We start from the raw sequence: 14,446 nt of genomic DNA on the forward strand, positions 1-14,446 counted from the left end.
CGCCGAGCTAGGCGAAGAGCCGTTCGCCATGCGCCCGGTAATATTTCCAGCGGCGGATGAAATCCATCGGGTCCTTGCGCGTGACCAGCGCGTCGGTGGGCGTGTCGAGCCAGTCCTGCGCGCGGCTGGCGGTGAAGCGCAGGCAGGCACCCTGCGCGAGCAGCGGCAGCGCCCGCCGTTCAGCGGGCTCGAGAGGGCGGACCGATTCGTAGCCGCCGACCAGAGACCGCCCGATATCGGCCGAGAATACCGCGCCGCCGCGGTCGAAGCACCAGGCGGCATGGGTGACCGCCAGATCGTAGGCCATCATATCCTCGCAGGCGAAATAGAAGTCGATCAACCCGGTCACCCGCTCGCCCAGCATGAGGACGTTGTCGGGAAAGAGATCGGAATGGATGATCGATTGCGGAAGATCGTCGGGCCAGCGTCCGACCAGTTCGCGCGCCTCGCCAAGCCATTCGCCGAGTTCCGGATCGATTTCGGCGAGCTTCGCGACGCCGCAGCGCTCGAGGATGACCAGGCAGGCATGGACATCCAGATCGTTGGCGCGCGTGCCTTCGAAATCCCTCGCAGCCAGATGGACGCGCGCCAGGGCTTCGCCGACAGCATGGGCCTGCGTCGGAGACGGCCGATCTGGCGAGATACCCGGGAGATACTCGATCAGCGCCAACGCCTTGCCGTCGAGATGGCGAAACGCGGATCCCTCGCGGTCGTGGATCGTCGCGGGGACCGCGCAGCCTCTGGCGGCGAGATGATCGAGCAGGCCGAGGAAGAATGGCAGTTCGCGCGGGTCGGTCCGCTTCTCGTACATCGTCAGGATGAAGCGCGCGCCCGCTCCGTCGGCGCCGCTGGTTTCCACCAGCCAATTGCTGTTGGAGACTCCTTCGGCAATGCCCTTGGCCGAGATCAGATCACCGACATCATAGGCTGCAATCAGCGCGTCGAGATCTCCGGATGCGAGATGGGTGTAGACCGCCACTTGGGCAGGTCAGTCCGACTCGGTCAGTTGTCGGGGGAGCTTGAAGACCATCTTCTCCTCCGCCGCCGCGATGGTCTGCTCGTGAACGTCGCGCCATTGCGAAAGCCTATCCACGACCTCGCGCACCAGTATCTCGGGCGCCGAGGCACCAGCGGTCAGCCCGAGAGTACCCACGCCATCGAGCCATTCGGGCTCGATCTCGTCGGCGCGCTGGATCAGCCGCGCATTGGTGCCGAGCCGCTCGGCAACCTCGACCAGACGAAGCGAGTTCGATGACGCGGGCGAGCCGATCACCAGCACCAGATCGCTGGCGGGCGCGATCTGCTTGACCGCAGCCTGGCGATTGCTGGTGGCGTAGCAGATATCCTCCGCTTTGGGTCCCTGGATGTGCGGAAAGCGTGCCTCCAATGCGGCGATGATCTGTGCGGTATCATCCACCGACAGCGTCGTCTGCGTTAGATAGGAGAGCTCGTCCTGCGCGGTGAAGGGAAGTCCTGCGACATCTTCGACCGCTTCGACCAGCGTCATCCGGCCTTCGGGCACCTGCCCCATCGTCCCGATGACCTCGGGATGGCCGGAATGGCCGATAAACAGGATATGGCGGTTTTTCTCGATCTGGCGTTCGGCCTGGCGATGAACCTTGCTCACCAGCGGGCAGGTCGCGTCGACATAGAGCAGCTTGCGCCGCTCCGCCTCGGCCGGGACTGCCTTGGGGACGCCATGCGCACTGAACACCACCGGCATGTCGTCGGGAACCTCGTCGAGTTCCTCGACGAAAATGGCGCCCTTGGCTTTCAGCCCCTCGACCACATAGCGGTTGTGGACGATCTCGTGGCGGACATAGACTGGCGCGCCGTATTTCTCGAGCGCGCGCTCGACGATCTCGATGGCGCGGTCGACCCCGGCGCAAAAGCCGCGCGGGGCGGCGATGAGCAGCGTGAGCGTCGGCTTGAGGCTGGCGGGTTGCAAGGGGGCATTCATAAGCCTCCCCCTAGCGCTTTGCGCGCGCCCTCGCTAGGGGATGCGACCATAGGATTTCGAGGGATACGACACGCATGACTTTCCGTTTCCGCCAGTTTTCCGCGATCGCCCTCGGTCTCGGCCTTGCCGCCTGCGCAAGCGAAGGCAATCTCGTGGTCGATCAGGGCGTCGGGATCACCGCCGTGCGAAGCGTTTGCCCGGCGGTCGGCATTCCCGACTACACCGGCGACATGACCGTGTTCCGCGATCCGGAATCGCGCCTGGCGAGCGATATCGACGTGACCGCGACGATCACCAATCTGCGCGCCACCTGCAACGAGACCGGCGAGCGGATCTATTCCGAGGCCGCTTTCGACGTGGTCGCGCGTCGCAGCGACACGCGCGGGGCCCGTCAGGTCACGCTGCCCTATTTCTCTACCGTTCTGCGTGGCGGCAGCGCGGTGGTCACCAAGCAGGTCGGCACGGTGACCCTGACTTTCGCGGACGGCGAAGCCCGGGCGACCGCCCGTGCCACTGCCGGCGCCTATGTCGATCGCGGCGAAGCGACCCTGCCCGCGGATATCCGCGAGCAGATCACCCGCCGGCGCGAACCGGGCGACCCCGATGCCGCGCTCGATCCGCTGGCCGATCCCACCGTTCGCGCCGCAATCGAGCGCGCCACTTTCGAGCTGCTGGTCGGCTTCCAGCTGACCGAAGAGCAGCTCGCCTACAACGCGACCCGCTAGAGCGCATGGCGGCGCCGCTGCGGCGGTGCGCCGGCATCCAAGGGTTCGATCCACACGCGTTCCTCGCGGGCGCGCAGCCTGGCCGAGACATGACCGACACACAGACCCTCCACGCCCATTACGCCGCCAAGATCGACGCGGTGCTCAACGCGCTCGAGATGGAAGGCGATCTGCCGCCCGAGAGCGACCGCAGCAATGTCGCGGTCGAACCGCCGCGCGATCCGGCGCATGGCGATCTGGCGACCAATGCCGCGATGGTGCTGGCCAAGCAGGCGCGGAGCAACCCCCGCGCGCTCGCGGACAAGATCGTCGCGCATCTGGAGCGCGACCCGGAGATCACGGCGCTCGACATCGCCGGGCCGGGTTTCATCAACATTCGCCTGACGCAGGACGTCTGGTTGCGCGAACTCGCCACTATCGCCGCGCTGGGCGAGGATTACGGCCGTTCGGCCAAGGGCAGCGGCACCCGCGTCAACGTCGAATTCGTTTCCGCAAATCCGACCGGGCCGATGCATATGGGCCATTGCCGCGGTGCGGTGGTGGGCGATGCGCTGTGCGGGCTGCTCGCCTTTGCCGGGCACGAGGTGATCCGCGAGTATTACGTCAACGATGCCGGCGGGCAGGTCGAGGTGCTCGCCCGCTCGGCGCATCTGCGCTATCGCGAGGCGCTGGGCGAGGATATCGGGACCATCCCCGAGGGGCTCTATCCCGGCGACTATCTCAAGCCGATCGGCAGCCGGCTGGCCGAGGAATATGGCGACCGCTACCGCGATGCCCCTGAAGCGGAGTGGCTCGAGCAATTCCGCACGGCTGCGGTCGCCGCGATGATGGAGATGATCCGCGCCGATCTCGCGCAGCTGGGCATCCATCACGACGTGTTCTCTTCCGAGGCCGCGTTGCAGGCGGCGGGCAAGCCCGCCGAGGCCGAGGCCTGGCTACGCGCGCAGGATCTGGTCTATGACGGCGAACTCGAGGCGCCCAAGGGCAAGGCGCCTCCGGAAGACTGGGAACCGGTCGAGCTGCCGCTGTTTCGCTCCACCGAGTTCGGCGACGACCAGGATCGGCCGATCCGCAAGTCGGACGGCAAATGGACCTATTTCGGCGCCGATCTCGCCTATCATTTCCAGAAGGCGGAAACCGCCGATGCGCTGATCGACATCTGGGGGGCGGATCATTCCGGCACGGTCAAGCGGATCACCGCCGCAGTCGCCGCGCTGACCAGGGGCGCGGGGCGCGATGTGCCCTTCGACGTCAAGCTGGTCCAGATGGTAAAGCTGATGCGTGCCGGCGAACCGGTGAAGATGTCCAAGCGCAGCGGCAATTTCATCACCATTGCCGATGTGGTCGAGGAAGTCGGCAAGGATGTGGTCCGCTTCACCATGCTGACCCGCAAGCCCGATGCGCAGATGGAATTCGACTTCGCCAAAGTGGTCGAGGCGTCCAAGGACAATCCGGTCTTCTACGTGCAATATGCCCACGCGCGCATTCACTCGACCCTGCGCAAGGCGGCGGAACAGGGGCTGGCACCGTCCCCCGCTGGGCTGGAACTGCTGACCGAGGCGGATCTCGCGCTGATCCGCGAGGCGGCGCAGTTCCCGCGCATGGTCGAAGCCGCCGCCCAGGCGCGCGAGCCGCACCGCATCGCCTTCTACCTCAACGATCTCGCCAGTGCCTTCCACAGCTTCTGGAACGCGGGTAACGACGATCCCTCGCTGCGGATGATCCAGTCCGACAATGAGACACTGACCGGAGCGCGGCTGTTCCTGGCGACGCAAGTCGGGCAGGTGATCCGCAATGGTCTCGCCATATTGGGCGTCGAGGCCGTCGAGGCAATGTAGCCGAGGAAATGTAGGGGGCGTCGGGTGACTGCGGGCGAAAACGGACATACGCAAAGCGATCCGGGCGAAGAGTTCGATCTCGGCAGGGAAGGCGAAAGCCTGCCCTGGTTGGAATCGGTCGACGACGAGGACGAGCACGAACACGGTTTCGACACCACCAGGCTGATCGGCATCGGCTTGCTGATGATCGTGGCGCTGGGCCTCATCGTCGGCGGGATCTGGTGGTTCACCAATCGCGCGGTCGGCGGCCCGGAGCCGGATGGCTCGCTGATCGCAGCGCCGGCCGAACCCTATCGGGTCCGACCCGAGGACGAGGGCGGCAAGACCTTCGCGGGAACCGGCGACACCAGCTTTGCGGTGGGCGAGGGCCAGACCCGCGAGGGTCGTCTGGCCACGCTGCCGGCCACCCCCGAGCCCGAACCGCAGCCGAGCGAAGCGGCCCCGAGCGCAGAAGCTGCGAACGAACCGGCTCCCCCGCGTTCGGGAGCGCTGCCGACGGGCACTGCGGTCCAGGTCGGCGCCTATTCGAACCGCGCGGATGCCGAAGCCGGCTGGCGCACTCTCACGCGCCAGACCGAAGTCCTCTCGGGCGTCGACTACCGCATCGTCGAGGGACGTGCCGATATCGGGACCGTGTTCCGGCTCCAGGCTGCGGCCGGCGATGCGGCCTCCGCGCGGCGCATGTGTCAGGCGCTCAAGAACGACGGGCTGCCCTGTACGGTCAAATAGAGCAAGGGCGCAGGGGAGCACCGCCGACTCCGCTTGGCGATTTCCACATGCAGCTGGAGGGCTCGCTTGCGAAAGCAGCGTGAAACTGCGATTCCATTGCCATGACACCTGCGATCTTCGGCATTTCCGGCCTTGCCCTCACCGACGAAGAGCGCGCCTTCTTCACCGAGGCCGATCCGGTGGGATACATCCTGTTCGGTCGCAATTGCGGGACTCGCAGCCAATTGCGCGCGCTTACCGACGACCTGCGAACCCTGCATGGCCGAGACAAGCTGTTCATCGGCATCGACCAGGAAGGCGGGCGGGTCGCGCGGATGAAGCCCCCCGAATGGAGTGCCTTTCCGCCCGGGGCGGTGTTCGACCGGCTCTACCGGATCGCGCCTGCCAGTGCGATCGAGGCGGCGCGGCTCAACGCCCATGCGCTTGCGCTCGAACTGGCGGAAGTGGGGATCACGGTCGATTTCCACCCGCCGCTCGACCTGCCGCAACCCGGCGCCCATGATGTGATCGGCGATCGCGCGCTGGGGCACGAACCGATGCAGGTCGCGGCGCTGGGCCGGGCGATCCTCGACGGGTTTGCCAAGGCAGGTGTGCTCGGCTGCATCAAGCACATGCCCGGCCACGGCCGCTCGGTGGTCGACACTCACAAGGAAATGCCGACGGTGACGGCAAGCGATGAAGAGCTCGCGCACGACCTCGCGCCCTTCATCCGGCTCAACCGCACCCCGCTGGGGATGACCGGCCACCTGCTTTTCACCGCCTGGGATGCCGAGCGGCCATCGACCCTGTCGCCGATCATAATTCAGGACATTATCCGCGGGCGGATCGGCTTCGACGGCCTGCTGCTGACCGACGATATCGATATGGAAGCGCTTGCGGGCTCGATCCCCGAGCGCGCGGAAAAAGCGCTCGCGGCAGGGTGCGATGTGGTGCTCAATTGCTGGGCGAAGATGGGCGACATGACCGGCATCGCCGAGCGCTGCGGCGCGATGTCCGCGTCCGGCCTGCAACGGCTCGAGCGCGTCCACGATGCCATCGGAGAACCGCCCGACAGCCTGGATCGCGACGAGCTGATCGCCAAGCGCGACGCATTACTGTCCATTGCCGAGGATGCCGGGTGAGCCAGGAAGGGCTGCTCCTGGATCTGCCGGATAGTTCCGATCAGGGGATGGCGGAGGCCGACGCCTGGACCGAGAGTTCGGCGGATCGGCGGCAGGAGGACGGTGATGCGCTCTACCTCGACCTCGATGTCTGGGCCGGGCCGCTCCACCTCCTGCTCGATCTCGCGCGGCGACAGAAGGTCGATTTACGGCAGATCTCGATCCTCGCGCTGGTCGATCAATATCTCGACTATATCGAACAGGCCGAAGCGCTGAAACTCGAACTGGCGGCCGATTACCTCGTGATGGCCGCATGGCTGGCCTATCTCAAATCCTCGCTGCTGTTGCCCAAGGAAGAGCAGGAGGAGCCGTCCGCCGAGGAGCTGGCGCTCAAGCTGCAATTGAGGCTTCAGCGACTGGGGGCGATGCGCGAGGCGGCGGCGCGGCTGATGGGGCGCGATCGGCTGGCGCGCGACGTGTTCCTGCGCGGCGCCCCCGAAGGGTTGCGGATCGAGCATCGGACGCGTTGGAGGTGCGACCAATACGCGCTCATCGAGGCCTATGGTCGGGTCAAGGCGCGCACCGCGCCCGCGGTTCATATGGTGCGCGATCGCCCGGTGATGTCGCTCGACAGCGCGCTCGCCCGGGTTTCGGCGATGCTCGGAGTGACGCTCGACTGGTTGGAGTTGCGCGAATTCCTTCCGCCGCACGCAGAACCGCGGCTGCGCCGCTCGGCGCTGGCATCCAGCTTCGTCGCCGCGCTCGAACTGGCGAAGATGGGGCGGGCCGAACTGGCGCAGGACGAGATCTTTGGGCCGCTGCGGCTGCGCCGCATCAAGCCATGACCATGGACGATCTGATGCGCGGGGTGGAGGCGGCGCTGTTCGCTGCCGATGAGCCGATGAGCGCCGAGGCGCTGGCGGGATTTTTGGGCGATGCGCCCCTCGCAGAGATCCGCTCCAGCCTGTGCGACCTGGCGGAGCACTATGCCGAACGCGGGGTGCGGCTGGTGGAGCGCGGCAGACGCTGGCACTTCGAGACCTCGCCCGATCTCGCGCATCTTCTGCGGCGCGAACGCGAGCAGAGCCGCACGCTCAGCCGCGCGGCCACCGAGGTGCTTGCGATCATCGCCTATCACGAACCGGTCAGCCGCGCCGAGATCGAATCAATCCGCGGAGTGCAGACCTCGGGCGGAACGCTCGACGTGCTGATGGAGGCGGGCTGGGTGAAAATCGCCGGTCGCCGCGAGGTGCCCGGGCGTCCGACGATCTATGCCACGACGCCCGAGTTCCTCGACCACTTCGGGCTCGCCAGCCGCCGCGATCTGCCCGGCATCGACGAACTGCGCGCCACCGGCCTGCTCGATCCGGTCGAGGATGCCTATGACGCGCTGATCGGCGAGGGCGAGGTGGACGGCCCGTCGGAGGCCGGTCAGACCGGGGCGCAGGAGAACGAGGGCAGCGAAGCCTGACTGGCGCGAACCGCTCGCAATGTCTATATGGGGCGCAACGCTACGAAAAGGTAATCCCATGTCGCTCGGCCCCTGGCAGCTCATCATCATCGCTCTTGTCATCCTGGTCCTGTTCGGACGCGGACGAATTTCCGAGATGATGGGGGATTTCGGTAAGGGAATCAAAAGCTTCAAACAGGGAATGAACGAGGAAGAAAAAGCCTCGGACGGTCCGTCTCCGCGAATCGAGGGTCCCGCGCACGAAGCTAAGCCGGCAGGCGAAACCGCGGTCGAAACCAAAGCTGCCGACCGTTCCGAATCCGGGCGTTGAATAACGGCCTGAAGGACTGACGCCATGTTCGATATCGGTGCCAGCGAACTGCTGGTGATCGTGATCGTCGCGATCCTGGTGATCGGCCCGAAAGACATGCCGCATGCCCTGCGGACAGCAGGGCGCTGGATCGGCAAGATGCGCAGGATGTCGGCGCATTTCCGCAGCGGGATCGACACGATGATTCGCGAGGCGGAACTCGAGGATGCCGAGAAGGAATGGCGCGAACGCAACGCGCGCATCATGGCCGACACCTCCGGCAGCGATGCCCCCGCGGCGATGGAGCCGCTCCCGCAGCACCAGACGTCCCAAAGCAACGGTCCGCCAGCGCCAGCCGACGACTACGATGCCCGCGCCGAAGCGGCGATAGCCCGTGCGAAGCCCGCAGCCTCAGCCACCCACGCCGGCGAAACCGGAGCGGGCGATGATGACCAGCCCTCACTGCCGCTCGATCCGGCGGCCCCGAAGAAGGACGGCTGAGCCCCGTGATGAAGGATATCGACGAGAGTCAGGCTCCGCTGCTGGACCATTTGGTCGAACTGCGGGGGCGGCTGGTTCGCTGCGTACTCGCGCTGGCGGTGGCGTTCGGCGTGTGCCTCTATTTCGCGGACCAGATTCTCGGCTTCCTGATCCAGCCGCTAAAGGGTGCGTTTCAGGGCGATCAGGGGCAGCTGATCTTCACAAAGCTTTACGAAGTGTTCTTCGTAGAGCTGAAGGTTTCGCTCTTCGCAGCCTTCTGCATCAGCTTTCCGATCATTGCCAACCAGTTATGGGCGTTCATCGCGCCCGGGCTCTATGCCAAGGAGAAGCGCGCGTTCCTGCCGTTTCTGCTCGCCACGCCGCTGCTGTTCACGGCGGGCGCATCGTTGGCCTATTTCGTCGTCATGCCGACCGCATTCCGGTGGTTTCTAGGGTTCGAGGGCGAAGCCGGCGGACTGACGATCCAGGCGCTGCCAAGTGCGAACGACTATCTCAGCCTCGTCATGCAGTTCATCCTCGCCTTCGGGATCAGCTTCCTGCTCCCGGTGCTGCTGCTGTTGCTCCACCGCGCCGGAATCGTTACCCGCGCGCAATTGGTCGGCGCTCGCCGCTACATCATCGTGCTCGTGCTTGCGATCTCGGCGATAATCACCCCCCCCGATCCTGGATCGCAGCTGCTGCTCGCGGTTCCCCTCCTGCTGTTGTTCGAAGGTTCGCTGTTGCTCATGCGCATCTTCGACCGGAGAACTGCCGCGACCGAAGAGGCGGCGAGCGAATAGAGCTTTGGGCCCTGCTCTTACTGGCTGCTCATCGGCGTGTGCAGCAGCGAGGTTCATTGCACCCTCCGTTCCTGCCTCGATCGGCAATCGACACGCCCCTTCGCATCAACGCCAGGCACAAAAAAACGGGGCCGAAAGGCCCCGTTTCGTTATTCCGAATGTCGCAGTCGCTTACGGGCTGACGGCGTCGTCGTCGCCATTGTCGGCGGCGATCAGGATTCCGCCGATGACCGCGGCAGCGGCGAGCAGAGCGACGATGAGCGAAACGCCACCGGCCATTTCGGATTCACCCTCGATCGGAGCGGAAACGCGGTCGGCGGCGATCGCCGGAGCAGCGGCCATGGTTGCGGCAGCGGCTGCTGCTGCGAGAAAACGGAACTTCATTATCAATCTCCTTGCGAGAACTATACCTGTCTCGTTCAGGGGGTCCTTAGGTGAACTCTTACGCTAGTGCAACAATAAATCTGGCCGGCAATCATCCTCCGGGAGGCGAGAATTGCAGGCGGGGTGAAACGATTGTCCGGGGCTAACCGGGCTTGCGAATCAGGGGCTTACCGGATCGTCGTCTTCGGAAAGAAACACGATCGAAGCGGCCACGACGGCGATGCCGATGAGGTAGATGAGCGGCGAATTGCCGCCAAGTTCGCTTTCGCCCGAAACAGGCGCGGTCTGGCGGGCGTTGCCGGCGGTTTCCCGCGCGGCGATCGGGCCGGCGATCAGGGAAGCGGCGGCTCCGGCGATCATTAGTTTACGAACCATGCAACGAACCTTTGTCATTACGAGTATACGAAAGGAGCTCGAAGCCGCCTTCCGAACAGATATTCCGCGAAGTATCACCCACCATGATCTTCGCACGAACGGGCGCGCCTAGACGAGCAGTGGTTGCCAGAACATTAAACGCCCGCAACACGCCTCTTATAGACACGAATCCATCGCGGCTAGAGCGCGAGGCGCAATCATTCCGCTCGGTAGACCGGCCTGCCGCCAATCCAGGTTTGCAAGACGCGCGTTTTGCGCAGTTCCTCGGGGGTCGCCAGCAGCGGATCGCGATCCACCAGCAAGAAATCCGCGCGTTCGCCGACGACCAGTCGCCCGAAGCGACCGTCGGCAAAGCCGGCGTAGGCCGCGTCTTTAGTATAGGCTGCCAGCGCCTCCTCGCGGTTCACTGTTTCCTCGGGACGCCAGCCGCCGAACGGCTGGCCGGCGGCATCGGTGCGGGTGAATGCGGCAGCCAGACCGGCGAAGGGATCAGGCGATTCGACCGGTGCGTCCGATCCGAAGGCGAGCGGCGCGCCGGTAGCGGCGATGCTGCGCCAGGCATAGGCGCCGTCGAGGCGATCCGGGCCCAGTCGCGCTTCGGCCATGGTGCGATCGCTCGTCTGATGGACCGGCTGCATCGAGGCGATGATGCCATGTTCGCCGAACAGCGGAATGTCCGCCGGATCGACGATCTGCGCGTGCTCGATCCGCCAGCGCCGGTCACCGGGGAAGCTGTCCGCGATCTCGTGGACCGCGCTCAGCGCATCGGCATTGGCGGCGGTGCCGATGGCGTGCACGGCGACCTGGAACTCGCCGTTGGATGCGCGCACGAGTATGTTGCGCAATTGTGCCTGGCTCATCAGCGGCAGGCCGGTGTTGCCCGGATCGTCGGCATAGGGCTGCTTGAGCCAGGCGCCGCGCGAACCCAGCGCCCCGTCGAGATAGAGCTTCACCCCGTTGAGCTTCAATTTGTCGTCGTAGAGCCATGGGGTCGGGCGCGCTCCGGCGATCAGCTCCATCGTGTCCGCGCTGGTCGCATAGGACATGATCCGCAGGGTCAGCCGACCGCTGTCTCCGGCGCGGCGGAAGGTCTGCCAGTCCTCGATCGTGGTGCCCATATCCGCAGCTGCGGTGACGCCCATCGAATGGAGCACTTCCTGCGCGCGCTGGAAAGCGAGGTCGCGCTCCGCCGGGCGCGGGGCGGGAACCACGCGCTGGACGAGCTCTTCAGCCGCATCGACGAACACGCCGGACGGAACGCGCGAGCCGGGCAGCCGCTCGACCCGGCCGCCCGCGGGATCGCGCGTCGCTTCGGTGATCTGCGCCGCTTCGAGCGCGCGGGTGTTACCCCAGGCAGCGTGGCCATCGACCCGCTGCAGCCAGACCGGGCGATCGGAGACTGCGCTGTCGAGCTCGGCGGCGGTGGGGAAGCGGCCCAGGCCCCATTTCTCCTGGTTCCAGCCACGACCCAGGATCCACGGGCGCGCAGGGTTGTCGGCGGCGAATTGGCGGATCTTGGCCAGCGCCTCGTCGAGCGAATTGGTGTCGGACAGATCGAGCGTGAGCTGCGCCAGGCCCAGGCCCATGACATGGAGATGCGCATCGATCATGCCGGGCAGCATCACTTGGCCCTCGCCATCGAGGAGGTAATCGACGTCGCGGGGCCGCTCGTCGTCGCGGTCGTAGACGGCCTGGACCCGACCCCCGTCGTCGATCAGCAGCGCAGTGAAGCGATCGATCCTGCCGTCCTCGTCGATCCGCACGCCATCGACGTTCTCGATCAATTGATCGGCGGCGGCAGGGGTGGCGAGAAGGGCGGCGGCACAGGCGAGTAAGGTTCTGCGGATCATGCGTAGGTACCGAAATCTTGGCTGGGTGGGGAAATGCGTGTCCCCAGGGTTACGGCAAAGCCGAGAAGCCGCAAGACCTTTCCACGATTGCGCGGCGAGGACACCCGCACTAGGGCGGCGGGCATGAGCCGGTCCGACGATAGCCCCGCCACCCAGCAACTGACGCTGGCAGACGTCCGCGCTGCCGCGGCGCGTATCGCCGGTCAGGTGGTCGAAACGCCGATGCTGCATTCGCGCACGCTGTCGCAGATCGCGGGCGCCGACATCTGGCTAAAGTTCGAGAATCTGCAGTTTACTGCCGCCTATAAGGAGCGTGGGGCGCTGAACGCGCTGCTGCTGCTCGACGAGGAGCGGAGGTCGCGCGGGGTGATAGCGGCTTCGGCGGGCAATCACAGCCAGGGCCTGTCCTATCACGGCACGCGGCTCGGCGTGCCCGTCACCATCGTCATGCCCAAGACGACGCCGACGGTAAAGGTGATGCAGACCGAGAGCGTGGGTGGCCAGGTCGAGCTGTTCGGCGAGACTTTCGACGAAGCCTATGCCCATGCACGCGAGCTCGAGCAGGAGCGCGGCCTGACCTTCGTCCATCCCTTCGATCATCCCGATGTCGCGGCGGGGCAGGGCACGGTGGCGCTCGAGATGCTCGAGGCGCAGCCCGATCTCGATTGCCTGGTGGTGCCGATCGGCGGCGGCGGCTTGATGAGCGGGATGGCAACGGTTGCCAAGGCGATCAATCCGGCCATCGAGATGGTCGGCGTGCAGGCGCAGCTCTATCCATCGATGCATGCCAGACTGCGCGGCGAGGAAGCGGTCTGCGGCGGGGACACGCTGGCCGAGGGCATCGCGGTCAAGGCGCCCGGAGAATTCACTGCGCAGATCATCGCGGCGCTGGTCGACGAGATCCTGCTGGTGAGCGAGCCGGCGCTCGAACATGCGGTGGCGCTGCTGCTGCAGATCGAGAAGACGGTGGTGGAGGGTGCGGGCGCCGCGGGTCTCGCCGCCGTACTCGCAAACCCCGAGCGATTCAGGGGCAAGAAGGTCGGGCTGGTGCTGTGCGGCGGGAACATCGACACCAGGCTGCTCGCCAATGTTCTGCTGCGCGATCTGGCGCGGGCCGGACGGATCGCGCGGCTCAAGATCCAGCTGCAGGATCGCCCCGGAGCGCTCTATGCGGTGATGGGCGTGTTCGATGCGCACAATGTCAACATCCTGGAAATTCACCACCAGCGGATATTCACCTCGTTGCCGGCGAAGGGATTGTTCACCGAAATCGAATGCGAGGCGCGCGATGCCGCCCAACTGGACGGGCTGGTCGAGGCGCTGCGGGCCAAGGGCTATTCGGTGGGCGCGGTCGAACTCGACTGACAATCCAACCGTCTGCCGACCATCGGCCCCGGCCTGTCCCAAACTGGACCTGCGGCGGGGATTTGGGACCGGAAATCGCTCTTTCGTGGTTAAGAAGCTTTTAACGGCGCCGCGAACGATGCATAAATCCCCTCAAGCAGGCTAATTCGCCCGATCCCGCAAGAGGGCCGATCTCGCAAGAGGCCCGTCCGGCAAGAGGAAAGAGCAGACAGTGACCGCCCCGATCCGCTTCCCCCGCTTCTTCGTGACTTCCCCTGCGCCTTGCCCCTATCTGCCGGGGCGAAGCGAGCGCAAAGTCTTCACCGAGTTGCGCAGCGAGAACGCGGATGAGCTCAACGAGGCGCTCGGACGGATTGGCTTTCGGCGCAGCCAGACCGTGGCCTATCGACCCAGCTGCCTCGACTGCCAGGCCTGCGTGTCGGTCCGCGTCGTCGCCGAGGAATTCATGCCGTCCAGTTCGCAAAAGCGACTGATGAAACGCAATCGCGATATCGTCACCACCGAATGCCGCCCCTGGGCCACCCCGGAGCAGTACGAACTTCTCCAGAAATACCTCGCGGTTCGCCACCCGGGTGGCGGCATGACGCAGATGGAGGAGAGCGATTTTGCGGATATGGTGGAACACACCCCCGTTTCCAGCTACGTGATCGAGTACAGGGAGCCGGGTGTAGGGTCGCAACCGGGTCGCCTGATCGGCGCATGCCTCACCGACGAGCAGGGTGACGGTCTGTCGATGATCTACAGTTTCTACGACCCGGAGCACGAGGACCGTTCTGGGCTTGGCACGTTTATCATCCTCGACCATATGCGGCGCGCAGCCGCCCGCGGCCTGCCCTATGTCTATCTGGGCTATTGGGTCGAAGGCGCCGAGCGCATGCAGTACAAGGTCCGGTTCCGGCCGCTCGAGCGGCTGACCCGTGCCGGATGGGAGCGTATTTCCGATGAGGAGCACGGACGGCTCATTGCCGCGGCTACCGCGCCCCGGTCGGGTGAATCCGGCGCCGGTTCCGCCCGCCAGCGGAGCGAGGGTCGACCGCAGAAGGATGCGCTCCCTGCCGCTTACGACCTGGTCGGCTGAGG

General features: G+C 65.6%; 16 protein-coding genes. 11 read left to right on the plus strand and 5 right to left on the minus strand.

From position 1 onward, the window contains the following. Positions 1-7 precede the first annotated feature (7 nt). Both thrB and ispH read right to left on the minus strand, forming a co-directional pair. Positions 8-979 carry a homoserine kinase gene (thrB, locus tag Q9K01_RS04360; protein WP_305928968.1) on the minus strand — a complete coding sequence of 324 codons (972 nt, stop codon included), beginning with the start codon at positions 977-979 and terminating at the stop codon, positions 8-10. A gap of 9 nt (positions 980-988) precedes the next feature. Beyond that, a complete protein-coding gene (gene ispH / locus Q9K01_RS04365; RefSeq protein ID WP_305928969.1) occupies positions 989-1,960 on the minus strand; it encodes a 4-hydroxy-3-methylbut-2-enyl diphosphate reductase in 972 nt (323 codons plus the stop codon). Between the two features lie 74 nt (positions 1,961-2,034). Between ispH and Q9K01_RS04370 the strand changes: the two genes are divergently transcribed. The 9 genes from Q9K01_RS04370 to tatC all read left to right on the plus strand — a co-directional run bounded on the left by Q9K01_RS04370 (position 2,035) and on the right by tatC (position 9,392). Next, positions 2,035-2,685 carry a hypothetical protein gene (locus Q9K01_RS04370; RefSeq protein WP_305928970.1) on the plus strand — a complete coding sequence of 217 codons (651 nt, stop codon included), beginning with the start codon at positions 2,035-2,037 and terminating at the stop codon, positions 2,683-2,685. Positions 2,686-2,774: 89 nt separating this feature from the next. Then, entirely contained in the window at positions 2,775-4,523 is a 1,749-nt protein-coding gene (gene argS / locus Q9K01_RS04375) for an arginine--tRNA ligase (RefSeq protein ID WP_305928971.1), read from the plus strand. Between the two features lie 24 nt (positions 4,524-4,547). Continuing rightward, a complete protein-coding gene (locus tag Q9K01_RS04380; RefSeq protein WP_305928972.1) occupies positions 4,548-5,252 on the plus strand; it encodes an SPOR domain-containing protein in 705 nt (234 codons plus the stop codon). A gap of 101 nt (positions 5,253-5,353) precedes the next feature. Next, positions 5,354-6,373, plus strand: a complete 1,020-nt coding sequence (nagZ, locus tag Q9K01_RS04385; RefSeq protein ID WP_305928973.1) for a beta-N-acetylhexosaminidase — start codon at positions 5,354-5,356, stop codon at positions 6,371-6,373. A 47-nt stretch (positions 6,374-6,420) separates the two neighbouring features. Then, positions 6,421-7,197 carry a segregation and condensation protein A gene (locus Q9K01_RS04390; protein ID WP_305929179.1) on the plus strand — a complete coding sequence of 259 codons (777 nt, stop codon included), beginning with the start codon at positions 6,421-6,423 and terminating at the stop codon, positions 7,195-7,197. A 2-nt stretch (positions 7,198-7,199) separates the two neighbouring features. Then, positions 7,200-7,823, plus strand: coding sequence for an SMC-Scp complex subunit ScpB (gene scpB / locus Q9K01_RS04395; protein WP_305928974.1), 624 nt, complete (start codon positions 7,200-7,202; stop codon positions 7,821-7,823). Positions 7,824-7,881: 58 nt separating this feature from the next. Further along, positions 7,882-8,133 carry a twin-arginine translocase TatA/TatE family subunit gene (gene tatA / locus Q9K01_RS04400; RefSeq protein WP_305928975.1) on the plus strand — a complete coding sequence of 84 codons (252 nt, stop codon included), beginning with the start codon at positions 7,882-7,884 and terminating at the stop codon, positions 8,131-8,133. A 24-nt stretch (positions 8,134-8,157) separates the two neighbouring features. After that, positions 8,158-8,613 (plus strand): Sec-independent protein translocase protein TatB, encoded by a 456-nt coding sequence (gene tatB, locus Q9K01_RS04405; protein ID WP_305928976.1) that lies wholly within the window; start codon positions 8,158-8,160, stop codon positions 8,611-8,613. 8 nt (positions 8,614-8,621) lie between these two features. Next, on the plus strand, positions 8,622-9,392 hold the full coding sequence (gene tatC / locus Q9K01_RS04410; RefSeq protein ID WP_305929180.1) for a twin-arginine translocase subunit TatC: 771 nt from the start codon (positions 8,622-8,624) through the stop codon (positions 9,390-9,392). 171 nt (positions 9,393-9,563) lie between these two features. On the opposite strand, the gene Q9K01_RS04415 is transcribed toward tatC, so the two are convergent. The 3 genes from Q9K01_RS04415 to Q9K01_RS04425 all read right to left on the minus strand — a co-directional run bounded on the left by Q9K01_RS04415 (position 9,564) and on the right by Q9K01_RS04425 (position 12,001). After that, positions 9,564-9,776: a hypothetical protein gene (locus Q9K01_RS04415; protein ID WP_305928977.1), complete on the minus strand. Its 213-nt coding sequence runs from the start codon at positions 9,774-9,776 to the stop codon at positions 9,564-9,566. 159 nt (positions 9,777-9,935) lie between these two features. Then, on the minus strand, positions 9,936-10,151 hold the full coding sequence (locus Q9K01_RS04420) for a hypothetical protein (protein ID WP_305928978.1): 216 nt from the start codon (positions 10,149-10,151) through the stop codon (positions 9,936-9,938). 197 nt (positions 10,152-10,348) lie between these two features. Continuing rightward, complete coding sequence (locus Q9K01_RS04425; RefSeq protein WP_305928979.1) at positions 10,349-12,001, minus strand: amidohydrolase; 1,653 nt, start codon at positions 11,999-12,001, stop codon at positions 10,349-10,351. Between the two features lie 123 nt (positions 12,002-12,124). Here Q9K01_RS04425 and Q9K01_RS04430 point away from each other — a divergent pair, with 123 nt between their 5' ends. Beyond that, a complete protein-coding gene (locus tag Q9K01_RS04430; RefSeq protein ID WP_305928980.1) occupies positions 12,125-13,366 on the plus strand; it encodes a threonine ammonia-lyase in 1,242 nt (413 codons plus the stop codon). Positions 13,367-13,577: 211 nt separating this feature from the next. Continuing rightward, entirely contained in the window at positions 13,578-14,444 is an 867-nt protein-coding gene (locus tag Q9K01_RS04435) for an arginyltransferase (RefSeq protein ID WP_305928981.1), read from the plus strand. The last annotated feature ends 2 nt before the right edge of the window (positions 14,445-14,446 follow it).

Origin of the sequence: Qipengyuania benthica, assembly GCF_030717865.1 — a bacterium.
Classification (GTDB): domain Bacteria; phylum Pseudomonadota; class Alphaproteobacteria; order Sphingomonadales; family Sphingomonadaceae; genus Qipengyuania; species Qipengyuania benthica.